This window comes from Streptomyces sp. NPDC051738, assembly GCF_044453205.1.
Taxonomy (GTDB): domain Bacteria; phylum Actinomycetota; class Actinomycetes; order Streptomycetales; family Streptomycetaceae; genus Streptomyces.
Genome location: NZ_JBITCM010000004.1, coordinates 22,733 through 47,797, shown reverse-complemented (window position 1 = coordinate 47,797; position 25,065 = coordinate 22,733). Strand labels below are relative to the sequence as shown.

At 69.9% G+C, this 25,065-nt stretch carries 20 protein-coding genes; 16 read left to right on the top strand and 4 right to left on the bottom strand.

Annotated features, from left to right (window positions below):
* The first annotated feature begins 381 nt into the window (after window positions 1-381).
* The 7 genes from ACIA8X_RS10830 to ACIA8X_RS10800 all read left to right on the top strand — a co-directional run bounded on the left by ACIA8X_RS10830 (window position 382) and on the right by ACIA8X_RS10800 (window position 5,592).
* Window positions 382-1,491, top strand: a complete 1,110-nt coding sequence (locus ACIA8X_RS10830) for a SchA/CurD-like domain-containing protein (RefSeq protein ID WP_393462205.1) — start codon at window positions 382-384, stop codon at window positions 1,489-1,491.
* Between the two features lie 70 nt (window positions 1,492-1,561).
* Window positions 1,562-2,026: a cupin domain-containing protein gene (locus ACIA8X_RS10825; RefSeq protein WP_393462203.1), complete on the top strand. Its 465-nt coding sequence runs from the start codon at window positions 1,562-1,564 to the stop codon at window positions 2,024-2,026.
* The gene (locus ACIA8X_RS10820) at window positions 2,023-3,291 is read left to right on the top strand and encodes a beta-ketoacyl-[acyl-carrier-protein] synthase family protein (protein ID WP_393462201.1); all 1,269 of its coding nucleotides are present in this window, start codon (window positions 2,023-2,025) and stop codon (window positions 3,289-3,291) included. The genes ACIA8X_RS10825 and ACIA8X_RS10820 overlap by 4 nt, the downstream gene beginning before the upstream one ends.
* Window positions 3,288-4,541: a ketosynthase chain-length factor gene (locus ACIA8X_RS10815; RefSeq protein WP_393462199.1), complete on the top strand. Its 1,254-nt coding sequence runs from the start codon at window positions 3,288-3,290 to the stop codon at window positions 4,539-4,541. Before ACIA8X_RS10820 ends, ACIA8X_RS10815 begins: the two co-directional genes overlap by 4 nt.
* A gap of 19 nt (window positions 4,542-4,560) precedes the next feature.
* Window positions 4,561-4,827 carry an acyl carrier protein gene (locus tag ACIA8X_RS10810; RefSeq protein ID WP_393462197.1) on the top strand — a complete coding sequence of 89 codons (267 nt, stop codon included), beginning with the start codon at window positions 4,561-4,563 and terminating at the stop codon, window positions 4,825-4,827.
* Window position 4,828: 1 nt separating this feature from the next.
* Window positions 4,829-5,287, top strand: coding sequence for an SRPBCC family protein (locus ACIA8X_RS10805; protein ID WP_393462195.1), 459 nt, complete (start codon window positions 4,829-4,831; stop codon window positions 5,285-5,287).
* Window positions 5,272-5,592 carry a TcmI family type II polyketide cyclase gene (locus ACIA8X_RS10800; protein WP_093906545.1) on the top strand — a complete coding sequence of 107 codons (321 nt, stop codon included), beginning with the start codon at window positions 5,272-5,274 and terminating at the stop codon, window positions 5,590-5,592. Before ACIA8X_RS10805 ends, ACIA8X_RS10800 begins: the two co-directional genes overlap by 16 nt.
* A 68-nt stretch (window positions 5,593-5,660) precedes the next feature.
* On the opposite strand, the gene ACIA8X_RS10795 is transcribed toward ACIA8X_RS10800, so the two are convergent.
* Window positions 5,661-6,623, bottom strand: a complete 963-nt coding sequence (locus ACIA8X_RS10795; RefSeq protein WP_393462193.1) for an amidohydrolase family protein — start codon at window positions 6,621-6,623, stop codon at window positions 5,661-5,663.
* Window positions 6,624-6,764: 141 nt separating this feature from the next.
* Window positions 6,765-8,438 (bottom strand): FAD-dependent monooxygenase, encoded by a 1,674-nt coding sequence (locus tag ACIA8X_RS10790; RefSeq protein ID WP_393462191.1) that lies wholly within the window; start codon window positions 8,436-8,438, stop codon window positions 6,765-6,767.
* Between the two features lie 115 nt (window positions 8,439-8,553).
* Here ACIA8X_RS10790 and ACIA8X_RS10785 point away from each other — a divergent pair, with 115 nt between their 5' ends.
* From ACIA8X_RS10785 to ACIA8X_RS10755, 7 genes are all read left to right on the top strand, one after another.
* Window positions 8,554-9,822 carry a cytochrome P450 gene (locus tag ACIA8X_RS10785; RefSeq protein WP_393462189.1) on the top strand — a complete coding sequence of 423 codons (1,269 nt, stop codon included), beginning with the start codon at window positions 8,554-8,556 and terminating at the stop codon, window positions 9,820-9,822.
* Window positions 9,823-9,832: 10 nt separating this feature from the next.
* On the top strand, window positions 9,833-10,138 hold the full coding sequence (locus tag ACIA8X_RS10780) for an antibiotic biosynthesis monooxygenase family protein (RefSeq protein ID WP_393462187.1): 306 nt from the start codon (window positions 9,833-9,835) through the stop codon (window positions 10,136-10,138).
* Window positions 10,139-10,236: 98 nt separating this feature from the next.
* On the top strand, window positions 10,237-10,746 hold the full coding sequence (locus tag ACIA8X_RS10775) for a MarR family winged helix-turn-helix transcriptional regulator (RefSeq protein WP_399458210.1): 510 nt from the start codon (window positions 10,237-10,239) through the stop codon (window positions 10,744-10,746).
* A 43-nt stretch (window positions 10,747-10,789) separates the two neighbouring features.
* Window positions 10,790-11,122, top strand: a complete 333-nt coding sequence (locus tag ACIA8X_RS10770) for a DUF3817 domain-containing protein (RefSeq protein ID WP_399458209.1) — start codon at window positions 10,790-10,792, stop codon at window positions 11,120-11,122.
* Window positions 11,123-11,206: 84 nt separating this feature from the next.
* Complete coding sequence (locus tag ACIA8X_RS10765; protein WP_399458208.1) at window positions 11,207-12,907, top strand: methylmalonyl-CoA mutase; 1,701 nt, start codon at window positions 11,207-11,209, stop codon at window positions 12,905-12,907.
* A gap of 328 nt (window positions 12,908-13,235) precedes the next feature.
* Window positions 13,236-20,384, top strand: a complete 7,149-nt coding sequence (locus ACIA8X_RS10760; protein WP_399458207.1) for a hypothetical protein — start codon at window positions 13,236-13,238, stop codon at window positions 20,382-20,384.
* Window positions 20,371-20,892 carry a hypothetical protein gene (locus ACIA8X_RS10755; RefSeq protein WP_393462177.1) on the top strand — a complete coding sequence of 174 codons (522 nt, stop codon included), beginning with the start codon at window positions 20,371-20,373 and terminating at the stop codon, window positions 20,890-20,892. The genes ACIA8X_RS10760 and ACIA8X_RS10755 overlap by 14 nt, the downstream gene beginning before the upstream one ends.
* Window positions 20,893-20,970: 78 nt before the next feature.
* Here the strand turns inward: ACIA8X_RS10755 and ACIA8X_RS10750 are convergent, their stop codons facing one another.
* Both ACIA8X_RS10750 and ACIA8X_RS10745 read right to left on the bottom strand, forming a co-directional pair.
* On the bottom strand, window positions 20,971-21,693 hold the full coding sequence (locus ACIA8X_RS10750) for a hypothetical protein (protein WP_393462175.1): 723 nt from the start codon (window positions 21,691-21,693) through the stop codon (window positions 20,971-20,973).
* A gap of 84 nt (window positions 21,694-21,777) precedes the next feature.
* Window positions 21,778-22,416, bottom strand: a complete 639-nt coding sequence (locus ACIA8X_RS10745; protein WP_393462173.1) for a TetR/AcrR family transcriptional regulator — start codon at window positions 22,414-22,416, stop codon at window positions 21,778-21,780.
* Window positions 22,417-22,683: 267 nt separating this feature from the next.
* On the opposite strand from ACIA8X_RS10745, the gene ACIA8X_RS10740 reads away from it, so the two are divergent.
* Together ACIA8X_RS10740 and ACIA8X_RS10735 are read left to right on the top strand one after the other, a co-directional pair.
* Window positions 22,684-23,661, top strand: a complete 978-nt coding sequence (locus tag ACIA8X_RS10740) for a tetratricopeptide repeat protein (RefSeq protein ID WP_393462171.1) — start codon at window positions 22,684-22,686, stop codon at window positions 23,659-23,661.
* A 659-nt stretch (window positions 23,662-24,320) separates the two neighbouring features.
* Window positions 24,321-24,962: a DUF6230 family protein gene (locus ACIA8X_RS10735; protein ID WP_393462169.1), complete on the top strand. Its 642-nt coding sequence runs from the start codon at window positions 24,321-24,323 to the stop codon at window positions 24,960-24,962.
* The last annotated feature ends 103 nt before the right edge of the window (window positions 24,963-25,065 follow it).

Below are 25,065 nucleotides of genomic sequence, written 5' to 3'. Positions count from 1 at the left end.
TCGACCCCTGCCACGGTCTCCCCGCGAGGCTCGGCCTGTCGGCCCCGCCGGGCGCCGGCGGCGGGGGGGGGGGGGGCCCCCCCCCCCCCCCCCCCCCCCCCCCCGGGCCGCGTCGTCGTCTCCAACTCCGGTCGGCGGACGGGTACTTCGGCCTGCTCCCCGGCCGCCCCTCGCCGCCTGGACCCTTTCCGAGGGTGAGTCAAGTCACCGCTCGCGTACCCGCATTCCGGCGGGCCCGGCCGCCAGATCCCTCAATTGGCCCCCGCGGCTCGCGGACCCCCTGGCCCTGACCCACGATGAAGGCTCAAGGGCCGAAACCCGCGTTCGCGCAGGTGAACAGGGACGGCCGCCGCTTGCTCCCGCGAAGGAAGGGTCTGCCGGATGACCACTTCGCCCTACACATCCCAGTCGGCGTTCGACGGCTCCAGGATGCGCGTCACCCTGCTCGTCGATCTCCACGAAGGCGCCGAGCAGGAATTCCTCGCCGCCTACGAGCAGATGCGTGACACCGTCGCATCGGTCCCCGGTCACCTCGGTGACCAGTTGTGCCAGTCCCTGGAGAACCCGTCCCAGTGGCTCATCACGAGCGAATGGGCCACCGCCCCGCCGTACCTCGCCTGGATGAGCAGTGAAGAGCACTTCGAGACGGTCAGGCCCCTGCAGAACTGCGTCCGCGAACTGCGCTCGATGCGCTACGGCATCGTCCGCGAGACCGGCGGCACCCGCCCCGGGCTGGGCGGACTCCAGGCGGACGCACGGGTCGGCGACGGGGTCACGCGTCATGCCCTGACCTTCACCGTCAAGCCCGGCTCCGAGTCCAAGGTCGCGGAGATCCTCGCCGGATACGCGCCGCCCCAGGCCCGCGTCGACGACTCCACGCGGCTGCGCAGGACCACCCTGTTCATGCACGGCAACCGGGTCGTCCGCACCGTCGAGGTGGAGGGCGACCTGATGGCGGCCCTGCGCCATGTCTCGCGCCAGCCCGAGGTACGGGCCGTCGAGGAGGCCCTCAACCCGCATCTGGAGCAGCACCGGGATCTGTCCGACCCCGAGTCCGCGCGGGCCTTCTTCGCCCGCGCCGCCATGCCGCCCGTCCACCATGTGGCACGCGGCGGCCCGGAACCGGACGACATCACGCGGCACGCCCTGTACTACCCGGCCCGTCCGGGCTGCGGCATGGCACTGGCCCGGCTGCTCTCCGGGCAGGACGAGTCCGCGGCGGCCGACCCGGCCGGCCCCGTGCACCGCAGCACCGTCTTCCAGCGCGAGGACATCGTCGTCCGTCTCATCGACGTACGGGGTGATCCGGAGACCGACCCGGTCATGGCGCTCGGCATCCAAGGCCCGAGGAAGCCCGCCGTGCTGGCCCGTCTGCTGGACGGCGACGCACTCGGCGTGGCGGGGCCGTTCACCGGCGAGCGGGAGGCGACCCGCCTCCTGACGCACAGCGACATGAGCCTGATCACCGACCGCAGGGCTGCGCAGTCCTGACCGCCGGGGCCTGTCCGGCGGACCAGGCCCCAAGGGACCAACACCCCATCGACCGACCTGGAGACAGACCATGGAGAAGATGCGCCCGCGCGTCGTGGACATCAAAGAGATCGAGCCCAACCGCAAGCGCGGCGGGGACCTGCGCACGCTGCTCACCCCTGTCACGGTGGGCTCCACCAGCGGGTTCATGGGCCTGGCCATCATCCGGCCCGGCGAACGCATCAGCGAGCACTACCACCCGTACTCCGAGGAGTTCGTGTACTGCGTCGAGGGCAGGCTGGAGGTCGACCTGGATGGAGAAACGTTTTCCCTCCGCTCCGACCAGGGCCTGATGATCCCCATCGACATGCGCCACCGCTTCCGCAACGTCGGTGACGAGGAAGCCCGGATGGTCTTCCATCTGAGCCCCCTCGCACCGAACCCGAAGCTCGGCCACGTCGATACCGAGGCCCCGGAGATCAGCGACGACCTCCAGGCGTACCCGCTCGTCCAGGAGGAGGGCGGGCAGCCCGAACGACCCGGGGTCCTCTCATGACCCGGCGGGTGGCGGTCACCGGCATAGGCGTCGTCGCCCCCGGCGGGATCGGGGTGTCGGCGTTCTGGGACCTGCTGTCGAACGGCCGTACCGCGACACGCGGCATCACCTTGTTCGACCCCGAGGGACTGCGCTCCCGCATAGCCGCCGAGTGCGACTTCGACCCGCTCGCCCACGGGCTCGACCCCGAGCAGGTCGAACGCGCCGACCGGTACATACAGTTCGCCCTGGTCGCCGCGCAGGAGGCCGTGACCGACAGCGGTGTCGACTTCGCCGCCGAGGACCCCTGGCGCGTGGCCGTGTCCCTGGGCAGCGCGGTGGGCGGCACGACCCGGCTGGAGCACGACTACGTCCTGGTCAGCGAACGGGGACAGCGCTGGGACGTCGACCATCGCGCCGCGGAGCCCCAGCTGCACCGGGCGTTCTCGCCCAGCACGCTTGCGGCGGACGTCGCCGAGCGGTTCGGCGCGCAGGGGCCGGTGCAGACCGTCTCCACCGGCTGCACCTCCGGGCTCGACGCGGTGGGCTACGCCTTCCACACCATCGAGGAGGGCCGCGCCGACATCTGCATCGCCGGGGCGTCGGACTCGCCGATCTCCCCGATCACCATGGCCTGCTTCGACGCCATCAAGGCCACGTCGCCCAACAACGACGACCCGGCGCACGCCTCTAGGCCCTTCGACGCCAACCGCAACGGCTTCGTCATGGGCGAGGGTGCCGCCGTACTCGTCCTGGAAGACCTGGAACACGCGCGTGCCCGCGGCGCGCACGTCTACTGCGAACTCGGCGGCTACGCCACCTTCGGCAACGCCTACCACATGACCGGTCTGACCGGTGAGGGCCTGGAGATGGCCCGGGCCATCGACGTCACCCTCGACCACGCGCGCGTGAACCCCACCGACATCGACTACGTCAACGCGCACGGCTCGGGCACCCGGCAGAACGACCGGCACGAGACCGCAGCGGTCAAGAAGTCCCTGGGCGCCCACGCCTACGACACGCCCATGAGCTCGATCAAGTCCATGGTGGGTCACTCGCTCGGCGCGATCGGCGCGATCGAGGTCGTCGCCTGCGTCCTCGCCCTGGCCCGCCAGGTGGTCCCGCCGACGGCGAACTACGAGACCCCGGACCCCGAGTGCGACCTGGACTACGTCCCGCGCACCGCACGCCCGCGCAGGCTCGACAACGTGCTCTCCGTGGGCAGCGGCTTCGGCGGGTTCCAGTCCGCGGTGCTTCTGACAGGGCCCTCTGGGAGGAAACGATGAGTGGTAGTGGCATACGCACCCGGCGGACCGCCGTCACGGGGATCGGTGTGGTCGCGCCCAACGGCCTTCATGCGGACACCTACTGGAAGTCCGTCAAGGAGGGCGCGAGCGTCCTGGACCGAATAACCAGGGAGGGCTGCGAGCACCTCCCGCTCCGCGTCGCCGGCGAGGTCCGCGGATTCGACCCGTCGGCGCTCATCGAGGAGACCTTCCTCGTCCAGACCGACAAGTTCACCCACTTCGCGCTGGCCGCCGCCGACGCCGCCCTGCTGGACGCGGGGCTGAGCAGCAGCGCCGCCGACTCGCCGTACTCCGTCGGCGTGGTCACCGCCGCCGGGTCCGGGGGCGGCGAGTTCGGCCAGCGGGAACTGCAGAAGCTGTGGGGGCAGGGCTCCCGGTTCGTCGGGCCCTACCAGTCCATCGCCTGGTTCTATGCGGCCAGCACCGGCCAGATATCCATCCGCAAGGGCTTCAAGGGGCCCTGTGGGGTGGTGGCCAGCGACGAGGCCGGCGGCCTTGACGCCGTCGCGCACGCCGCCGGGGCCGTGCGGCGGGGTACCGACGTGGTCGTGGTCGGGGCGGCCGAGGCGCCGCTCGCCCCGTACTCGGGGGTCTGCCAGCTCGGGTACCGCGAACTCAGCACCGTCGAGGACCCGACCCGCGCCTACCGCCCCTTCACCTCGGCCGCCTGCGGCTTCGTGCCCGCCGAGGGCGGCGCCGTCCTCATCGTGGAGGACCTGGACCGGGCACAGCGCCGGGCCGCGACCGTCCGGGCCACCGTGGCCGGACACGCCGCCACCTTCACCGGCGCCTCGCGCTGGGACCGCTCACGGGACGGGCTTGCGCACGCCATAGGGGGCGCGCTCGACGAGGCCGGCTGCGCGCCGGAGGAGATAGACGTCGTCTTCGCCGACGCGATGGGCGTACCGGAGGCGGACCGCGCCGAGGCGCTCGCCCTCGCCGACGCCCTCGGCCCGCACGGCACCAAGGTCCCCGTCACGGCCCCCAAGACCGGCATCGGACGGTCCTACTGCGGGGCGCCCCTGCTGGACATCGCGGCCGCCGTGCTCGCCATGGAGCACGGGCAGATCCCCCCGACGCCGGGTGTCTTCGACATCTGCCACGACATCGACCTGGTGACCTCCACGGCCCGCCCGGCCGAACTCCGCACGGCCCTGGTCCTCAGCCGGGGACTCATGGGCTCCAACTCGGCGCTCGTGCTGCGCCGCGGCCCCGGAACGGCCCTCTAGTGAATCAAGGAGAACAGGTATGACCACAGATGTGACCCAAGTGACCGTCGAGGAACTGGCCACGCTGATGAAGAAGGGCGCCGGCGTGACCGTCGACCCCCGCGACCTGCAGAGCCGGGTCGACACCCCCTTCGCCGAGTTCGGGCTGGACTCGCTCGGCCTCCTCGGCATCGTGGGCGAGCTGGAGAACCGGCACGGCCGTGCGCTGCCCACCGACGCGGAGCGCTGCAAGAGCCCCCGCGACTTCCTCGACCTCGTCAACGGCGCACTCATGACAGGAGCCTGAGGTGGCTGGACACACCGAGAACGAGATCACCATCGCCGCACCCCTCGACCTCGTCTGGGACATGACGAACGACCTGGACAGATGGCCCCAGCTGTTCAGCGAGTACGCCTCCTGCGAGGTGCTGTCCCGCGAGGGCGACACGGTGACCTTCCGACTGACCATGCACCCCGACGAGAACGGCAAGGTGTGGAGCTGGGTCTCGGAACGGACCGCCGACCGGGAGAAGCTCATCGTCCGTGCCCACAGGGTCGAGACGGGGCCCTTCGCGTACATGAACATCGTCTGGGAGTACGAGGAGACCCCCGACGGCACGCGGATGCACTGGACGCAGGACTTCGCCATGAAGCCCGACGCCCCGGTCGACGACGACTGGATGACGGACAACATCAACCGCAACTCACCCATCCAGATGGCCCTCATCCGTGACCGCGTCGAGGAGGTCTCATGCACCACGCCCTGATCGTCGCGAGGATGGCCCCGCAGTCGGCCAAGGACATCGCCGGCGTCTTCGCGGACTCCGACCGCGGCGAACTCCCGCACCTGGTCGGGGTGACCCAGCGTTCCCTGTTCCAGTTCGGCGATGTGTACATGCACTTCATCGAGGCCGAGCAGGACCCGGGCCCCGCCATCGCCAAGGTGGCCGGGCACCCCGAGTTCGTCGACATCAGCAGGCGGCTCGAAGCGTTCGTCAGCCCGTACGACCCGGAGACCTGGCGGAGTCCGAAGGACGCGATGGCGCGCCGCTTCTACCACTGGCAGCGCTGACACAGGACGGAAGAAGGCCGCCGCCCGCGCTCACCGAGCGCGGGCGGCGGCCTTCCTGGTGCGGCTTGCTACCGACGGTCCAGGGCCGGCATCAATCGCAGCGCGTTCTCCCGGTTGATGCGCTGGAGTTGCTCCTCCGAGAGGAAGGGATCGCTGTCCAGCGCGGGCGTCACGCTGTCGGCGATGACATGGGCCGGGGTGGGCGGCCAGTCGGTGCCGAAGAGGATGCGGTCGGGGTCCACCGTCGCGAGCAGCGTGGGCGTGGCCGACGGGGACATGGGCCCCGCCGTGTCGAAGTAGAACCGGTGCAGGTAGTCACGGACCCGGCCGGGCTCGATCCCGGGGGTGAGACGGCCGCCGAAGAGTTCGAGGCGGGTGGCCATGTAGGGGAGGAAGCCGCCGCCGTGCGGGAGGATGAAGCTGAGGTTCGGGTAGCGGTCCAGGGTGCCGTTCCTGATGAGGTTGATGGCCGCACGGGTGGTGTCCATCAGGAAGTCGCACACGAAGGGCGGCATGCCCGGCAGCCCCGCGCCGTCCTTCGCGGCCGGCACCTCCATGGGGTGCGTGCTGATGACCGCGGACCGCTCGTTCAGCTCCCGCAGCAGGCGGTCGTGCGACTCGTCCCCGAGGACCGCGCCGTCCACGCTCGTTCGGGTGCTCACCCCGACGGCACCGAGTTCGTCGAGGCCGTACTCGACGCTCCACGAGGAGAGCTCCAGGTCGTCCAGGAACACGGGCGTGAAGAAGGCGAAGCGCTCGGGGTGGCTCTCGACGACGTCGGCCGCCGCCCGCAGAGCGAGCTGTGCGCTCTCCTGGCGCTGGGCCCGCTCACGGAACCGGCCCAGCATCGCGACGGTCATGACGGAGGTCCCGATGCCCGCCTTGTCCATGACCTCCAGTGCCGAGTCCAGGTCCCAGCGGGTCCACCAGGGCAGCTTCTCGCGGTTGACCACGCCTTCCGCCTCGGCCCAGTCCAGCCAGGCGGGGGCGGTGAAGTGGTGATGGACGTCGACGCGTCCGACAAGGCTCATAACAACGTCCTCGGGGTGGGTCGGTCAGCGGGATACGGCAAGGTCCTGTCGTCACATTCCCGTCGTCGCCCGAAGGGCGGCAGACGGGAATGTGACGACAGGACCTAGGCCCTCGCCGGGTTCGGCGAGGGCCCGGCCGGTTCATTCGTGGCAGAGCACCGTCTGCAGCACGTTGGTCAGGACGCGGTCGGCGTCCGGCATCGCGGCGTCCGCGCGCCAGGCGACGAAGCCGTCCGGGCGCACCAGGACGGCACCGTCCTCGGCCGTGCCGTGCAGCTCCGCCCAGTCGGCGTCGAGGTCGGGGACGAGGTCGTGATCGGCGCCCGTACCCACCAGATACGCCTCGACCGGGAAGCCCAGGTTCCGGGAGGCCTTCTCCACGGCGCTGCGCCACTTCTGCCCGCCGGACCCGGCGAGCAGCACGAAGGAACGCTCGTACAGGTCGAGCGTGGAGATCCGGTCGGCTCCCCGCATGACCCACATGTGGGGAGCCCGGCTCCCCGGCTCGCCGCCCAACTGGAAGACGTCCGGGACGATCGGATCCTCCGGCGAGGCTCCCACCACGGCGTTCGAGGCGTACCGGTAGCAGAGGGCTACGGTCATCAGGTCCGCCGGGTCGTTGTTGCGCCCCGCGGCGGGGCTGAACCCGGGGTGCTGCTCGTCCTCCGCCTGGACGCACGCGCGCGTGCCGGTCGCGAGGGCGACGGGCCGGCGTTCCCGCTCGTAGGAGTCGAGCAGCGACAGACCGGCCCAGCCGCGGAGCACCGAGGCCAGCTTCCAGGCGAGGTTGTGGGCGTCCTGGATGCCGGTGTTGGAGCCGAACGCCCCGGTGGGCGGCATCTCGTGGGCCGAGTCGCCGGCCAGGAAGACCCGGCCCTCGCCGTAGCTGTCCGCGACCCGCTTCGAGGCGTGCCAGGGCGCCTTCCCGGTGATCTCGACGTCGATGTCCGCCACGCCGACGGCGGCACGGATGTGGGTCGCCAGCCGCTCGTCGGTGAAGTCCTCCAGGGCCTCACCCTGATCGGGACGCCAGGGAACGTGGATCACCCACTTTTCCTCGTTGTCCACCGGCAGCAGAGCGCCCTCGCCCTCGGGGTTGGTGGCGTAGCAGACGACGAATCGCTTCTCTCCGACATGGTTCTTGAGCGCCCTGCTCCGGAACGTGACGCTGACGTTGTGGAACAGCTCGCCCGGCCCCGACTGCCCGATCCCCAGCTGGGTGCGGATGGGGCTTCGGGGGCCGTCGGCGGCCACCAGGAACTCGGCGTTCACGGCGTAGGTCTCACCGGTGTCCCGGCGCAGGATCTGGGCCCGTACGCCGTCCCCGGTCTGCTCGAAGGAGAGCAGCTCCGAGCCGAAGCGGATGTCGGCGCCCTGCTCGCCGGCATAGCTCAGCAGGACGGGTTCGAGATCGTTCTGGCTGCACAGACACCAGTCCGACGAACTGACCCGGGAGACGTCCATGCCGCCCGAGATGTCCCCGATGATCCAACGGCGCTCCTTCCCTGTCAGGGTGTCCACCTGAAGAATTCCGTCGTTCCCGGCGAGCACACTGGCCGCCTTCCGAATGCGGGACTCCAGGCCGGCGGTCCGGAAAATCTCCATGGTGCGTAGATTGTTGCCACGGCCGCGGGGATGCTTCGATGTCCCGGCATGCCGTTCCACGAGCATGTGCTCAATTCCAAGGCGTCCCAGGAAAACCGAAGTGGAAAGGCCCACCAGGGATCCGCCGACAATGAGAACTGGTACCGATTCCGCTTCGTATCCACTCACGTCGAGGATGCTTACCAGTTCGGACTCCGGTCCACACGTCATACGGCGACCCGACCCATTTGGCGCAGTGCCGTTTGCGGCGCGGTGCCGCCCGGGAAACGGTGGCACTGACCGACGGAATCCGACCGCCGGAATCCACGCCTACCCGGGGACAGCCATGACGCAAGCGTTCGCATCCGAGGAATCCGAGGCACTGTCGCCCGAAGAAGCCGCAGCCGCGGCCTCGGCGTGCAGTCGGGAGTTCCGCGCCAACCCGCATCCCGTGTACGCCACGCTCCGCGAAGCGGCACCCGTGTGCCCGCTGTCGCCGCCGCACGGTGTCGAGACGTACCTCATCACGCGGTACGACGACGGACGCGCCGCGCTGGCCGACCCCCGGCTGAGCAAGGACATGTACGGCGCCATCGACGCCTACCACCGCATTTTCGGTGACTCGTCGATCGCGCTGGACGACAACATGCTGTTCTCGGACCCGCCGAAGCACACGCGGCTGCGCAGGATCGTCGGCAGTACGTTCACTCCGAAAAGGGCGGAATCGCTGCGCACCCGGATCCAGGAGATCGTCGACGGGCTGCTGGACCAATGCCCGACGTCGGGTCCGGTCAATCTGCTCCCGGAGTTCTGCTTCCCGCTGCCGCTCCAGGTGATCTGTGAACTCCTGGGTGTCCCGGAAAACGAGCGCGAACAGGCCCAGGAATGGTCGGCGACCGTCGCCCAGACCGGTTTCGGACCGGAGGCGAGAAAGGCGCTGGAAATCGCCGAGGGAAATCTCCGCGAGTATCTGGTGGAGCTGTGCGCACGGAAGCGGAGGGAGCCGGACTCGGGCCTGATCAGCGCGCTCGTGACGGCCAAGGACCAGGAAGGCGCGCTCACCGACAGCGAACTGGTGTCGACGGCGTGGGTGCTCCTCTTCGCGGGCCACAAGACGACGGCGTACCAGATCGGCAACACCATCTACCACCTGCTCAGCCGGCCGGAACAGAAGCGGCTGGCACTGCGGGACGACGCCGCCATGGCCGCGGCGATCGAGGAGATCTTCCGGTTCGAGTCCTCCGTGGAGAACTCCACCTTCCGCTGGGCGAAGGAGGACATCGTGCTCCGCGACCAGCTCATCCCCAAGGGTGCGCTCGTCCAGATCTCGATCACCGGCGCCAACCGTGACCCGGAGATGTTCGCCGACCCGAACGAGCTGGACGTCCAGCGCCCGAACGTCCAGGCCGCGCATCTCGCCTTCGGCTACGGCCCGCACTACTGCGCCGGCGCACCGCTGGCCCGGCTGGAGATCCAGCTGGCCCTCGGCACCCTGTTCCGGCGGCACCCGGACATGGCCCTGGCCGTGGCACCGGAGGAGGCGCGCTGGATGACCGTGCCGTTCCCCGCCTTCCGCGGGCTGGCGGAACTGCCAGTCATCCTCGACCCGTCCTGACGGGGGCGCCATGGAACGCGTACGCGTCATCCGTCTGCTGAACGTCCGAGAGGGACGGGAAGCGGACTTCGTGGAGTCCTACCAGGGCGTGCTGGAGCGCGCCCTGGTGTTCCCCGGGCACCTCGGCGAACAGCTGTGCCGCTCGATCGACAATCCCGCTCAATGGCTGCTGACCAGCGAGTGGGAGAGCCTGGAGTCGGTCAAGCGGTGGCGCTCCGACCCCGATCACGCGTCCCTGGTCGAGCCGATGAACGCCTGCCTGCACGACGACCGGTGGACGGCGGTCTTCCAGGTGCGGGAGACGGCGGACAAGTAGGCGGGACAAGTAGGCGGCGTAGGCGGACAAGCAGGGCGCGCGGACCGAAAGGCGAGACAGGGCTGACCGGCATGTGACCGGCCGGTAGTGTCGGGTCCGTGCCGAAGCCGCTCAGTCTTCCCTTCGACCCCATCGCCCGCGCCGACGAACTCTGGAAGCAGCGTTGGGGCAATGTGCCGTCCATGGCCGCCATCACGTCGATCATGCGCGCCCAGCAGATCCTGCTCGCCGAGGTCGACGCGGTGGTCAAGCCGTACGGGCTGACGTTCGCCCGGTACGAGGCGCTGGTGCTGCTCAACTTCTCCAAGGCCGGCGAGCTGACGATGTCCAAGATCGGCGAGCGGCTCATGGTGCATCCCACGTCGGTGACCAACACCGTCGACCGGCTGGTGAAGTCCGGCCTGGTCGACAAGCGGCCCAACCCCAACGACGGGCGCGGCACGCTCGCCTCCATCACCGCCAAGGGCCGCGACGTCGTCGACGCGGCCACCCGCGACCTGATGGCGATGGACTTCGGGCTCGGGGTCTACGACGCCGAGGAGTGCGCGGAGATCTTCGCGATGCTGCGCCCGCTGCGGGTGTCGGCACACGACTTCGAGGAGAGCTGACCCGGGGCAAGATCTCCCGGAACCGGTGGTTACGCTCTTGGGCATGAAGAAGAGCGTCCTGACCCGCTACCGGGTGATGGCCTACGTCACCGCCGTCATGCTGCTCGTGCTGTGCACCTGCATGGTGTTCAAGTACGGCTTCGACATGGGCGAGGACGTCACCTTCGCCGTCTCCCAGATCCACGGCTTCCTCTACATCATCTATCTGATCTTCGCCTTCGACCTCGGCTCCAAGGCCAAGTGGTCGTTCGGCAAGCTGCTGTGGGTGCTGCTGTCGGGAACCATTCCGCTCGCCGCCTTCTTCGTGGAGCGCAAGGTCACCCGATCGGTGGAACCGCTGGTCAGCGGGCCCGTTCCGGCGCCTGCCAAGGCGTAACGCCACCGCGTACACACCGCCGTACCCATATGTACGGCGGTCTGCCATCGACATTTACTAGGACGTCCAAGTAAATTCGAGGGTATGGACGCTGACGCCATCGAGGAGGGCCGCCGTCGCTGGCAGGCCCGGTACGACGCCGCGCGCAAGCGCACCGCGGATTTCACCACGCTCTCCGGCGATCCCGTGGAGCCGGTGTACGGACCCCGACCCGGGGACAGGTACGAGGGCTTCGAGCGGATCGGCTGGCCCGGGGAGTACCCCTACACGCGCGGGCTGTATCCGACCGGCTACCGAGGGCGGACGTGGACGATCCGGCAGTTCGCCGGGTTCGGGAACGCCGAGCAGACCAACGAGCGCTACAAGATGATCCTCCGCAACGGCGGAGGCGGGCTCTCGGTCGCCTTCGACATGCCGACGCTCATGGGGCGCGACTCCGACGACCCGCGCTCGCTCGGCGAGGTCGGGCACTGCGGTGTCGCCATCGACTCGGCCGCCGACATGGAGGTCCTGTTCAAGGACATCCCGCTGGGCGACGTGACGACGTCGATGACGATCAGCGGCCCGGCGGTCCCCGTCTTCTGCATGTACCTGGTGGCCGCCGAGCGGCAGGGCGTGGACCCTTCCGTCCTCAACGGCACGCTCCAGACCGACATCTTCAAGGAGTACATCGCCCAGAAGGAGTGGCTCTTCCAGCCCGAGCCGCACCTGCGCCTCATCGGCGACCTCATGGAGTACTGCGCGGCCGGCATCCCCGCCTACAAGCCGCTGTCCGTCTCCGGCTACCACATCCGCGAGGCCGGGGCGACGGCCGCACAGGAGCTGGCGTACACACTGGCGGACGGCTTCGGGTACGTCGAACTCGGCCTCTCCCGCGGCCTGGACGTCGACGTCTTCGCCCCCGGCCTCTCCTTCTTCTTCGACGCGCACGTCGACTTCTTCGAGGAGATCGCCAAGTTCCGCGCCGCGCGCCGCATCTGGGCGCGCTGGATGCGGGACGTGTACGGCGCACAGAGCGACAAGGCCCAGTGGCTGCGCTTCCACACCCAGACCGCCGGTGTCTCGCTGACCGCCCAGCAGCCGTACAACAACGTCGTCCGTACGGCCGTGGAGGCGCTGGCCGCCGTACTCGGCGGCACGAACTCGCTGCACACCAACGCCCTGGACGAGACCCTCGCGCTGCCCTCCGAGCAGGCCGCGGAGATCGCCCTGCGCACGCAGCAGGTCCTGATGGAGGAGACCGGCGTCGCCAACGTGGCCGACCCGCTGGGCGGTGCGTGGTACGTGGAACAGCTGACCGACCGGATCGAGGCCGACGCCGAGCAGATCTTCGAGCAGATAAAGGAGCGGGGCCTGCGGGCGCACCCCGACAGGCGGCACCCGATCGGGCCGATCACGTCCGGCATCCTGCGCGGGATCGAGGACGGCTGGTTCACCGGGGAGATCGCCGAGTCGGCCTTCCAGTACCAGCGGGCACTGGAGAAGGGCGACAAGCGGGTCGTCGGCGTCAACGCCCACACCGGATCCGTCACCGGCGACCTGGAGATCCTGCGGGTGAGCCACGAGGTGGAGCGCGAGCAGGTGCGGGCGCTGGGTGGCCGGAAGGGCGCGCGGGACGACGGCGCGGTGCGGGCGGCGCTCGACGCGATGCTCGCCGCCGCGCGGGAGGGGTCCAACATGATCGCGCCGATGCTGGACGCGGTGCGGGCGGAGGCGACGTTGGGGGAGATCTGTGGGGTTTTGCGGGAGGAGTGGGGGGTGTACACCGAACCCGCGGGTTTCTAGTGCTGGTTGGTACTTCGCGCTCGGTCCCCGTCGTCACTGGGCGGGGGCCGAGTCATGTGGTTCCGTTGAATCGATTACAAAATGATCACTTGGCGGGTTCATTTGTCCGTTTGTGTCGATGTCTGGGGTCATGGTGAAGATTCTTTGACCTTCCCGTGAAGGTGGGGTCATGAGAGCGTGACCGGGTAAGCGGTGGCGCCGGTTCTGGGAGGGGCGGAGCGCCGGCGCATGCTGCGCGGGGGGAGTCGCAGGGGTGTGGCGACAGCTCCGTCTGTCATGCCCATGAGCTGTGCTGCCGAACATCGAAGAGATTGTTGGGCAGACCTACATGCCATCGTTCAGAGACGTCGGCAGACGCCGCCGACGTGTGCGCGATGCGGTGACGCGAGGCATCAGCGGGACAGCTCTCGTCACTGCCGCCGCCGTGCTGATGGGGCTGGTGCAGGCCGCACCGGTCGCGGCCGACACCGCCCCGGAGGAAGACACCGGGTACTACCGCAACAGCATCGGCGAGACCGGGCGGCTGGAACGCTGTCTCGCCGGTGTGGCGCTGCACTACGGCGGCGCCGGCATGAAGGCCAAGGCCATCGAGGGTCTGTCCGGCACCGCCGAACAGCTGAGTGCTGTCATCGGTGACATCGGCTGGATCACGCTAGGGCCCTTGGGACAGGCGTCGGACGCGGACAAGGAGGCCGGGCTCGCCTACCGGGATGCCTCCAACGCCCGTACCGAGGCGCTGAACGTTGCCAACAAGCCGTACGTCGAATCGGCGTACACCAGCGACGACATGCTGTGGCACGCGCCCGAGTTCGACGCGGACGTAAGGCAGTTCACGCTGTTCACCCAGGAGGAGCTGGCTGGCCGACTCGGCTGGGAGGGCCACAGCAACGCCAGCGCCGAGGCGATCGCCCGGGCCAAGGAGATCACCGAGGCCAACCGGGACACCAACGAGATGGCGGAGAACTGGGCCGCCGATGACATGCTCCAGGACTCCGCCGTCAACCAGACGCGGTTCTCCGGCGGCACGACTGCCAGCGACATCGCGCTCTACCTCAAGCACGGCGGTTTCCCGAAGGAAGCGCCCGCCGAGGGATCCGCCCAGTACCGAATCGTCGTCGAGGACCTCAAGCAGGCCTGGGCCGTCTGCGACTACCAGAACCCGGTCGACATCCGGCGTGTGCTCAACGGCCCCCTGGTATCCGCACTGACCGAATGGGAGAGCGAGTACGCCTCCCAGGCCACGCCGCGTGCCACGATCATCCAGGCGGAGGCGGACGCCGCCACCGCCACCCGTGAAGCCACGGACGACATGATCGAGGCCATCGGGCAGGCCTGGCTGGCCGAACAGATCCTGACCTGGCGCAAGTACTGGCAGGACAAGCTCGCCGCCGACCCCGACGCGCTCGACCCGCCCGACCAGGCGTTCTACGAGAAGGCCGACGCCGATCTCGCCCAGGCCCGCAACAACGTGGCCGCGCTCGTCACCTCGGCCGAGCAGCACGCCGCCCAGGCCGCGACCGCTGCGCAGAAGGCGGCCACCGCGCAGCAGGAGGCGTGGGGTATCGCCGACGCGAACGACGTGCCGCGCGGGCGCGGTCTGATGTACGCCCAGCAGTCGGTCCAGGTCGCCCGTGCCTCCAGCGCGGCCGCCGAGGCCGCCGCCAAGGCAACGCGCACCGCCCTGGAGGCGGCCAACGCCACCGTCGCCGACAGCGAGACCCTGCTGGCCAAGGCACAGACCCAGTCGCACGCGGTGAACACCGAGTTCCGCAGGATCGCCGCCGAGGAGGCGGCCGCGCAGGCCAAGGCCGCCGCCGACACCGCCGACGCCGAGGCCAAGGCCGCCGCGGACAGCGCCACCGCCGCGAAGGCCGCGCAGGCCACCGCCGAGGCGGAGGGCGAGGAGGCCCGCGAGGCCGCGGCCACCGCGCAGACCCAGCGCGCCAAGGCCGAACTGGAGAAGGCCACCGCCGTCGCCTCCCGCGTCAGCGCCGCCGCCGAGCGCGCCAAGGCACAGGAATCCGAGGCCCTGGCGGTCACGCGGCAGACCGCCGCCGAGGAGGCCAAGACGGCCGCCACGACAGCCGCCGGCACCGCCAAGGAGAAGCGGACCGCCGCCGACGCCAAGGCCAAGGCAGCCGCCACGGCGCGCGCCACCGCCGTGGCAGCGCTGCAGAAGAAGCAGGCCACCGCTGCCCGTGCCGCGGCGCTCCAGGCCGCCGCCTCGGCCGCCGAGGGCACCGAGACCGCCGCCGAGACCCGGACGGCCGCCGACCAGGCGCGCACCGCCGCAGACCAGGCGGCGACCGCCGCAACCGCCGCGCAGACCGCCGCCGGCGAGGCCACTGCCGCCGCGATCGCCGCCCGTTCCGCCGCCACCAAGGCGGAGGCGGCGGCCAAACGCGCCAGGGCGAGCGCGGACGAGGCGTGGTCGGCCTACCTCAAGGCGACCGGCGCGGCCGCGAACGCGCACGCCGCGGCCGCCACGGCCCTGGACGCCGCCCAGGACGCCGCCCTGCGCGCCGATAACGCGGCCACAGCCTCGGAGAACGCCACTGAGTCGGCGAAGAAGGCGGCCGAGGAGTCCTCCTCCGCCGGCATCGAAGCCGCGTCAGCCGTCAGCACGGCCGCCACCGCGGTCGGCCGGGCCTACGCCGCCGGACAGGCCGCGCTGGCCGCCCGCGACAGCGCGGGCCAGGCCATCGCCGCCGCCAACGAGGCCGTGGCCATAGGCACCCCGTACCAGGAGAAGGACGCATCGGCCGCGTTCGCCGTACTCGCCGGACAGACGTCCAAGACCCTGGCGGAGCAGCAGGCCGCCGCCGCGGAGGCCAAGGCGGCCGAGGCCACGGAAGCCGCCGAGGCCGCGCAGCAGGCGGCCGAGCAGGCGCTCGGGGATGCCAAGATCGCCGCCGAGGCCGCCGCGCAGGCGGCGACCGATTCGGTGCGCGCGACCCAGGCCGTCGCCCGCGCCCAGGCGTCGGCGACGCAGGCCCAGGCCGCCCAGCAGGCCGCACGAAAGGCGGCTGAGTCTGCCTCCGGCCACGCCCAGCAGGCCGGTTCGGATGCCGTCAGCGCCCGCAACACCGCCGGCGAGGTGGAGGACGAGGCCGCACAGGCCGACCGGGAGGCCACCGAGGCCGAGCGCAGCGCCGCGCAGGCCGAGGAGGTCGCCTCGCGGGCGGCCGGTGCCGCCGACGACGCCGCGAGCAAGGCGACCGAGGCCGAGCAGAGCGCCAAGGACGCCGAGTCGAAGGCGGCCGACGCCGACGCTGACAGCAACGCGGCCGAGGACGCCGCTGACCAGGCGGAACAGGAACAGCGCGAGCAGAACGAGGCGGAGCGACAGGACGCCCTGAAGGACGGCAACACGCCGATCGAGGGCGGCAGCGCCAACTGGGCCGTGCTCGGCGCGCAGGAGAAGCAGATCCTGCTCGACTCCTGCGGGCAGACCTGCCTCGACGCCTACCAGGACGCGCTGGACGCCGTATCCGTCGACGTGGTCGAGTGGACCGCCGCCAACGGCGGGCAGATCCTCCTGAACGAGTTCGGCACCGCCAAGGTCAAACAGTGCCTGGCGCTTGAGGGCACCGACTCCTGCCTGTGGTCCCTCGTCGACATCCCGTCCTCGGCGGTGATCGTCGGCAGGATCCCCGCCCTCGCCGAGGCCATCGAGAAGGTCAGCACAGGCATCCGGCAGATATTCTCCGACGCCTACAACGGCCGGGGGAAGCTGACCGAGCTGACCCAGCTCATCAGCGACAAGCGCAGCACACCCCGTCGAAACCAGTGCATCGCCGGTGTCGCCCTGCACGTCGGTGGCGCCAACATGAAGACCAAGGCCATCGAGGGACTGACCGGCACCGCCGCCGAACTGCAGTCCATCGTCGGCGACAGCGGCATGATCGGCCTCGAACCCCTTGGCCAGGCCAGTGACAAGGACCGCACTGCGGCCTTCGCCTATCGGGACGCCTCGGCGGCCCGCAAGTCCGGCCTTGAGGACGCCAACCGCCCGTACGCGCTCAGCTCGTTCAGCGAGGAGATCTCGCTGCACGCGCCCAAGTTCGACGCGGAGGTCCTGCAGTTCACCCTGTTCACACAGGCGGAACTGGCGGGACGCCTCGGCTGGGACGGTCACAGCAACGCGAACACCGAGGCCGTCGAGAGAGCACGGCAGATCACCGAGGAGAACCGGGGCAAGGACATCTGGAACGACTGGGCCGCGGACCAGATGCTCCGCGACACAGCCGTCAACCAGACACGCTTCGCCGGCGGCACCACAGCCACCGACGTGGCCTCCTACCTCCGACACGGCGGGTTCCTCACCAAGACCCCGGCCGCGGACTCGACCGAGTTCCGCTACGAGGTCGAGAACCTCAAGCAGGCCTGGTCGTCCTGCGACCACCAGGACCCGGTCGACCCGAACAACGCCCTGGGTGTGGTCGTCTCCACCGCGACCGCAGAGTGGAACGCGGAGTACGCCGCCCAGGCCGCGCCGCGCGCCGCGATCCTTCAGGCGGAGGCGGACGCCGCGGCGGCCACCCGTGAGGCGACGGACGACATGATCGCGGCCGTCGGCCAGGCTTGGCTCGCGGAGCAGATCCTGCTCTGGCAGAAGTATTGGCACGACACCCTGAAGGCCGATCCGAAGAGCATCCACAAGCCCAAGCAGGCGCTGTTCGACCGGGCCAACAGCGACCTCGCCCGCGCCCGCGGCAAGGTGCAGGCGCTGCTCACCTCGGCCCAGCAGCACGCCAAGGATGCCGCGGACGCCGCCACCAGTGCGGTGACCGCGAAGCAGCAGGCGTACGACATCGCCGACGCGAACGACGTGCCGCGCGGCCGCGGCCTGAGCTATGCCCAGCAGTCGGTCCAGGTCGCCCGCGCCTCCGGAGCGGCGGCCAAGGCTGCGGCCAAGGCCACCGAGACGGCTCTCAATGCCGCCAACGCCACCGTCTCCGACTCCAAGGCGCTACTCGCCCTGGCCAAGACGGAGACCCACGCGGTGAACACCGAGTTCCGCCGCATCGCCGCCCAGGAGGCCGCCGCCCAGGCGAAGGCCGCGGCGGACAGCGCGGACCGGGAGGCGGACGAGGCGGAGGCGAACGCGGCCAAGGCGAAGGCCGCCCAGGCCACCGCGGAGACGGAGGAGGAAACCGCCCGCCGGGCGGCGGCGACGGCACAGAGCCAGCGTGCGGTCGCAGAGCTGGAGCGGGCCAACGCGGCAGCGGCCAGGACGACGGCCGAGAACGAGCGCGCCAAGGCCGGTGAGGCGGAGCAGCGGGCGCAGGAGCAGCGCTCGCTCGCCGGTACCGCCAAGAACGCCGCGGTCGCGGCGGGCGGTGCAGCCTTCGCCGACATGGAAGGGTCGATCGAGGCCGAGCACGCGGCGGAGGCCGCGCGCGACAGGGCAGTACAGGCCGAGAAGGACAAGGACGCGCTGCTCGCTCGGGCCTCGGCACTGGAGTCGGCCGCCGCGGCGGCGGAAGGCACCGACTACGCGACGGAGGCACGCGCGAACGCGACCGCCGCCCGCACCGCGGCCAACGAGGCGACGGCCGCGGCCGCGGCCGCGTGGGACGCCGCCGACGACGCGACGGCGGCGGCGAAGAACGCGCGTGCCGCGGCCACCCGGGCGAATGGGGCGGCCGAACGCTCCCGGGCGGCCTCGGACAACGCCTGGGCCGCATACCTGACCTCGGCGGGCGCGGCGGCGAACGCCCACGCGGCCGCGGCCGAGGCCATCGACGCCTCCGAGGCGGCGGCGCAGAACGCCAAGAACGCCGAGGAGTTCTCCAAGAAGGCGTCCGAGGCGGCGGCCACCGCGAAGCAGGAGGCCGCGGCGGCCAAGAGCGAAGCTGCCCAAACGGCCAGGTGGGCCGCCGAGACGGCCGGCCACGCCTACGCCACCGCGGTGTCCGCCGCGGCGGCCCGGGACACGGCCACCCAGGCCGCGGTCCCGGCCAACGAGGCCATCGCGATCGGCACCGCCTACCAGGAGACGGACAGCTCGGCGGCCTTCGCTGCACTCACCGGCCAGAGCGCCCTGACCCTGGCGGAGCAGCAGGCCGCCGCGGCCGAGGCCAAGGCGGTCCAGGCGGCGGAGTTCGCCGCCGAGGCACAGCGTCTGGCCGAACAGGCCGACGCGGACTCCAAACTGGCGGCCGAAGCGTCGGCGGCGGCGGCCAAGGACGCGGAACGCGCCGCGAGGGCGGTGAAGCGGGCCCAGGCGGCGGCCAAGGAGGCGGAACAGGCCGCCAAGGCCGCGACGGCTGCCGCGAACCGGGCCTCCGGTTACGCCCAGCAGGCCGGAACCGACGCCGTCTACGCCGGGTTCGCCGCGAGCGAGGCCGAGACCGACGCCGCGGCGGCGGACAACGCGGCCACCGAGGCGGAGAAGGACGCGGCCAGCGCACGTTCCGCGGCCACCGCGGCGGACGCCGACGCCTCGACCGCGAGGTCGGCGGCGACCAAGGCCGAACAGGACGCCACCACCGCCGAGACGGCCGCGGCCAACGCCGAGGGCTATGCCGACGAGGCTGAGAACGCCGCCGCTCAGGCGGAGGAGGTGGAACGCCAGGAGATCGAGGCGGAGCGCAAGGCCGCCATGGCCGGTGGTGACACACCGATCCTCGGTGGCAGCGGTGCCTGGAGCCAGCTCAGCGCGGAGGACGAGCAGATCCTGCTCGCGGAGTGCGGCCAGCAGTGCGTCGACGACTACCGCGCGGCCCTCGCGGCCGTGTCCATGACCGTCGTCGACTGGGTCAAGGCCAACGGCGCGGACGTCCTTCTCGAACTCATCGGCGTCAACGACCTGAAGCGCTGCTTCGGTGAGGGCGACGTCGAGAGCTGCCTGTGGACCCTGGTCAACGTCGGAAGCCTCCTGCTCATCGTGGGCAAGCTCCCCGCGGTCACCAAGGCGATCGCCACGGTCACCTCGGGCATCACGAAGTTCTTTCAGGCGGCCGAGAAGGGCAAGCGCACCCTCACCCAGCTCCGTAAGCTCATCGAGCAGGTGCGCAAGGCCGGCAACAGGGTGCCGTTCTGCCTGGTCAGCGCGGCCGCGAGCACGGCGTCCACGGCCTCGCTGCGGACGACGACCCAGGTCGGCCTCACCGCCGACGCCGCTGAGCCGCCGTGCTTCAAGGCGTTCACGGCCGGCAAGAACTTCAAGGACCACTGGAAGTCCAAGAAGAGCATCATGGAGAAGTTCCTCGGCAAGACGTACCCGAAGTGGAAGGACGACGAGGGAGCCGAGCTGCTGGCCGACCTGTTCGAGCTGGTGACCTCGGGCAAGGTCAAGTACCAGGGACTGGGTACCTTCAAGGTCGGTTTCGACGCGGCGCACATCTTCCGCGGATCCGGTCTCACGCTCATCGTGAAGACCAACGGCGAATGGTGGACGCTGCTGAAGAGTGGCGAGGGTATGGACACCAGCATCATTCTCGTCAAGGAGGGTCTGGATGCGGCAACGTGAAATGCTGTTCGATCAGCTGCGTCAGGCACGGGTCGGGGACATCCGGGTTCCGGGCTATATCGACAGGGACGACGGCAGTCCGCGTTTCGTTCCCTTTCCCGATTCCGTCTATCTGGCACTGGACGGCGGATATCTTCAGCTCAAGACCGTCGGTGACGAAGGCCGGATGACCCTGCACCTGGTTTCCGAACCCGCTGTTCCGCCTGCCCTGGTCGATGACGACGACGAGTTCGCCATGGGCTCGTTCGGTCTGACCTACTTGGCTGATTCCCACTCCGAGTTCCGCATCACCCGAATCCGCGGTATACGGAAGCTGGACGAGGAGTTCGCCGAGCAGTACCACTGTCTGGAGTTCCAACTCGAAAAATCGTGGTACCTGTTCGTGGATCCCGGATACCACTTCGGAATCCGTCTGCAGGGCGAGGGCGCGTATGAACGCTGGCTGGCCTCGGACGGGGCCCGGCTGAGGGACGGGGGTGCCTGGGAGAGTTTCGTCTGGACACCCTGACCGGCTGGCGCCACGGCGAAGGGCCGCTCCCCCCGCGGGGGGAGCGGCCCTTCGCCGTGGGATCCGGTGGCGTAGTCGTCAGCCCAGCTGCTGCAACTGCGCCTTGATGGTCGTCTCCGGGATCGCGCTCTTCTCCGGCGTCAGCATGTTCACCCCATAGAACGCCGCGATCACCCCGCCCTTGCGCGCCACCGTGTACGTCATCGGCACGCTCTGCTTGGCGATGACGTTCGTGATGCGGTAGCTCACCGCGTCGTCCCCGAGGGACGGGTCCTTGAACTGCTTGACGTCCTTGTAGGTGAGCCCGAGGGTCTTGAAGCCGTCGCACTTCTTCAGAGCAGTGCGCAGTTCGGACATGACGCGCTCTGCGTTCTTCTCCGAGTGGGAGGCGAGCCACATCGAGCCGATGGTGGCGTTGGAGGACTTCGTGGGTTCCAGGGAGCGGTGTTCCACGCTCACCGCCTCGATGTGGGTATATCCCCCGGCGAGGCTGGCGATCGGCTGACACGCGGCCTTGTCGGCCTTCATGTCCCGGCCCGCCTCGAGATCCGCCTTGGACACCTGCTTGAACTCGAAGCCCGTGCTCTTTCCGGAAAGCGTCGCCTTCTCCAGCGACTTCGGGTTCATCGCCCCGATACGCTCCGCCTCCGCCTCGGCCTTCTCCGCCGCGCTCGTCGGCGAGCTCTTCGCGGTCGGCGAGGCCTTTTTGTCGGCGGATCCGTCAGAATCACCGCTGCACGCGGATATCACCAGCAGAGTCGGCAGCGCGGCGGCAACTGCAAGGACCCTTCGCAATCTCATGCTCATTCCTGACGTTTCTCACGGTACAAAGCGTTGGCGGAAGGATCTTACCGGCGGAATACGGCTTTCCCCATTACGTTTTGACTACGCGGACCCGCCCGTCTCGCCCACCGCTCCCGCGAGGCCGAGCAGCAGCACTCGGGTCAGACTGCGCACCCACGCGGTGTCGGCCGGCTCCGAGCTCACCAGGCAGCGGTGGACCACCGAGCCCGCGACGATGTCGAAGATCAGGTCCACGGTGCGCGCCGCTTCTTCCGGATCCGTCTCCGGAGGAAGCTCCCCGCGTTTCTGGGCCCGGGAGCGGCCCTGGACGACCAGGCGTTTCTGGCGCTCGACGATCGACGTGCGGATGCGTTCGCGCAGCGCGTCGTCCCGCGTCGACTCCGCCACCACCGCCATCAACCCGCTCCTCGCCTCCGGCCGGGCCAGGATCGCCGCGAACTGGAGCACCACGCCCTCGATGTCGGCGGCGAGGGAACCGCGGTCGGGCAGCTCCAGTTCGTCGAAGAGTTCCGCCACCGCGTCGACCACCAGCTCGTTCTTGCCGGACCAGCGGCGATAGAGGGTCGTCTTTGCAACCCCGGCGCGCGTTGCGACGTCTCCCAGGGTGAGCCTGGACCAGCCCACCTCGACCAGGGCCTCCCGCGTCGCGGCCAGGATCGCCGTGGCAGCGGCGGTGCTGCGTGGGCGTCCGAGGCGGGCGGCGGGGGTGCGGCTCTGCATCCCACGACCATAGCCCCGTGAAATCGGCGGATTCTGTGATGTCGTGAGGGAGATCACCGGGGCAGGGTGTCGGGGAGGCACTCGGTGCCATTACGCTACGACTCGTAGCGAAAGCTCGCGATGGACGTACGCGAGCGATACGCGAGTCATACGCGAGTGGCAGACACGCACGGCGTGGGGTGGGGACCCGGCGTCGAACAGCACCAGGCCGGACCGGGTTTCACCGTGCTTTTCACGTGCACGCGGCGAACGGGGGAGGATAGACGCATGCAGCCACGGAACATGTCCATGAGCGGAGTCGTCGACCTCGCCGCGGTGAAGGCGGCCCAGGAGGCCAAGACGAAGGCGGAGCAGGCGCGTGCCGAGGCCGCCCGGCAGGGCGGGGGAGGGGCCGTGTCGCCCGGGGACCTCGTCATCGATGTGGATGAGGCCGGGTTCGAGCGGGACGTCCTCCAGCGGTCCGCCGAGGTGCCCGTCGTCATCGACTTCTGGGCCGAGTGGTGTCAGCCCTGCAAGCAGCTGAGCCCGGTGCTGGAGCGGCTCGCCGTCGAGTACAACGGCCGGTTCCTCCTCGCCAAGATCGACGTCGACGCCAACCAGATGCTGATGCAGCAGTTCGGCGTGCAGGGGATTCCCGCCGTGTTCGCCGTCGTCGCCGGGCAGGCGCTGCCGCTCTTCCAGGGGGCGGCGGGCGAGGCGCAGATCCGCGAGACGCTCGACCAGCTCGTCACCGTAGCCGAGCAGCGGTTCGGTCTGACCGGCCTCGCCGTCGACCCGGACGCCGAGCCCGGTGGCGGCCAGGCGGCCGCTCCCACCGTGCCGGCCGGTCCCTACGACGCGCTGCTCGAAGCCGCCGTACAGGCCCTGGACGCGGGCGACTTGGGCGGTGCCGTGCAGGCGTACAAGAACGTACTGAGTGAGGACCCGGCGAACTCGGAGGCCAAACTCGGGCTCGCCCAGGCCGAGTTGCTCCAGCGGGTGCAGGGTGCGGACCCGCAGCAGGTGCGCAAGGAGGCCGCCGACAAGCCCGCCGACGCGGCTGCGCAGATCGCCGCCGCCGACCTGGATCTGGTCGGCGGTCATGTCGAGGACGCCTTCGGACGGCTCATCGAGACGGTGCAGCGCACGGTGGGTGACGACCGGGACACCGTACGACTTCGGCTACTGGAGCTGTTCGAGGTCGTGGGCGCCGATGATCCGCGGGTGGCGGCGGCGCGCAGGGCACTGGCGCGTGCTCTGTTCTGACCGGGTTCGTGAGCGGGGCGCCGGCCCCGTTCTGACCAGTCACTAAACGCACCGGCACGTGTTGCCCGAGTGAAAGATTTGCCGACAGCGCATCACTGCGGCCGCGCTTTACCAAATCTTGGTAATCGCGGCCGTAGTTACTTCGGGTAAGTCGCAGGCCTCGTTCCGTCACTTTCTGTCCGTTGATTACTGGATTTGTCCGGTCGTTGGACGCCACCCTGAGTCGCTGCCCGAGACCAACGGGTCGTTGTTCGGTTATCCGGCCGTTACTACTGAGTAACGAAGCCCCTTGTGCGGGCGGCGAGAATGCACCACGATCGGCCACGCTCGGTCCATTTCCGCACCCCGACAGCCGGTCGGGTCACGGGAGTTCCTGGGTCCCCACCGAGCAGAGCCGGCGGCAGTGGAGCCGGCTCTTGGACAGGGGGGTCTTCGCCCACCCGGCGAAGCCTGTCCAGCAAGGTTGTGCGTGATGCGTGTCAGGCGCGACCAGTGGTGTCGCTCGGGGGTGATCGCCGGTTACTCGGGCGCGGTTCGCGCCTTTCGAGTACGGGCGCTCTCCTTCCCGAGGACGTAGCACTTCTCCCATCCCTGCCCGGCTGAGACCCCTTTTTGGGGGTGGGTCGGTCCAGGCGATGTACGTCCGAGAAGGAGGAAATATGGAGTCCCAGGTGCGTGGCGGGACGAGATGGAAGCGGTTCGCTGTGGTCATGGTGCCCAGCGTCGCCGCGGCCGCGGCGGTGGGTGTCGGGCTTGCGCAGGGTGCGCTGGCCGCGTCGTTCAGCGTCTCCGGTCAGCAGTTCAAGGTGAGTGCCGAACACCTGCACGGTGAAGGCTTCGCCCAGTACGGCGGTATCGACACCGTCTACACCAAGACCGATGGCAAGGAAAAGACTCAGGTTCCGGTGGCGATCTCGTCGTTCGACGACGCGACCATCACCAAGATGTGCCAGTCGGTCAAGACGGAGATTCCCCTCATAGGGAAGACCTTCTACCTCCGTCTTGACGCGGGCGGCAAGGGCACGCCTGTCTCGGCCGAGAAGCTTTACATCGACGTCGCCCAGCTCGACGCCGATGCGAAGTTCACGAACATCGACATCGGTGTTGCCGTTCAGGACAAGACCCGTGGTCCTGCGGTGAAGGACACGAAGACCACGCTGCCGGGCGGCTTCGCCCAGCAGGCTGAGTCGGCCGACCTCTACGGCGTGAAGCAGACGGCGTGGGCAACCACGGCCGGCACGTTCAAGCTCAGCGGCCTGTCGATGAAGCTCGGCACGGACCCCAAGATGGAGTGCTACTGACGGCTTCCGTCACCGGGGCGTTCTGGGGTAGCTGAGCTGCCCCAGGGGGCGGAGGGGCAGTCGCTTCTCCGCCCCGTCGGCCCGGCCCTTCGGGGCGCCGGGC

Coding starts and splice junctions, on each gene's coding strand:
- ACIA8X_RS10830 (WP_393462205.1), top strand. CDS start 382: ATGACCACTTCGCCCTACACATCCCAGTCGGCGTTCGACGGCTCCAGG.
- ACIA8X_RS10825 (WP_393462203.1), top strand. CDS start 1,562: ATGGAGAAGATGCGCCCGCGCGTCGTGGACATCAAAGAGATCGAGCCC.
- ACIA8X_RS10820 (WP_393462201.1), top strand. CDS start 2,023: ATGACCCGGCGGGTGGCGGTCACCGGCATAGGCGTCGTCGCCCCCGGC.
- ACIA8X_RS10815 (WP_393462199.1), top strand. CDS start 3,288: ATGAGTGGTAGTGGCATACGCACCCGGCGGACCGCCGTCACGGGGATC.
- ACIA8X_RS10810 (WP_393462197.1), top strand. CDS start 4,561: ATGACCACAGATGTGACCCAAGTGACCGTCGAGGAACTGGCCACGCTG.
- ACIA8X_RS10800 (WP_093906545.1), top strand. CDS start 5,272: ATGCACCACGCCCTGATCGTCGCGAGGATGGCCCCGCAGTCGGCCAAG.
- ACIA8X_RS10795 (WP_393462193.1), bottom strand. CDS start 6,623: ATGAGCCTTGTCGGACGCGTCGACGTCCATCACCACTTCACCGCCCCC.
- ACIA8X_RS10790 (WP_393462191.1), bottom strand. CDS start 8,438: ATGACGTGTGGACCGGAGTCCGAACTGGTAAGCATCCTCGACGTGAGT.
- ACIA8X_RS10785 (WP_393462189.1), top strand. CDS start 8,554: ATGACGCAAGCGTTCGCATCCGAGGAATCCGAGGCACTGTCGCCCGAA.
- ACIA8X_RS10780 (WP_393462187.1), top strand. CDS start 9,833: ATGGAACGCGTACGCGTCATCCGTCTGCTGAACGTCCGAGAGGGACGG.
- ACIA8X_RS10770 (WP_399458209.1), top strand. CDS start 10,790: ATGAAGAAGAGCGTCCTGACCCGCTACCGGGTGATGGCCTACGTCACC.
- ACIA8X_RS10765 (WP_399458208.1), top strand. CDS start 11,207: ATGGACGCTGACGCCATCGAGGAGGGCCGCCGTCGCTGGCAGGCCCGG.
- ACIA8X_RS10760 (WP_399458207.1), top strand. CDS start 13,236: ATGCCATCGTTCAGAGACGTCGGCAGACGCCGCCGACGTGTGCGCGAT.
- ACIA8X_RS10755 (WP_393462177.1), top strand. CDS start 20,371: ATGCGGCAACGTGAAATGCTGTTCGATCAGCTGCGTCAGGCACGGGTC.
- ACIA8X_RS10750 (WP_393462175.1), bottom strand. CDS start 21,693: ATGAGATTGCGAAGGGTCCTTGCAGTTGCCGCCGCGCTGCCGACTCTG.
- ACIA8X_RS10745 (WP_393462173.1), bottom strand. CDS start 22,416: ATGCAGAGCCGCACCCCCGCCGCCCGCCTCGGACGCCCACGCAGCACC.
- ACIA8X_RS10740 (WP_393462171.1), top strand. CDS start 22,684: ATGCAGCCACGGAACATGTCCATGAGCGGAGTCGTCGACCTCGCCGCG.
- ACIA8X_RS10735 (WP_393462169.1), top strand. CDS start 24,321: ATGGAGTCCCAGGTGCGTGGCGGGACGAGATGGAAGCGGTTCGCTGTG.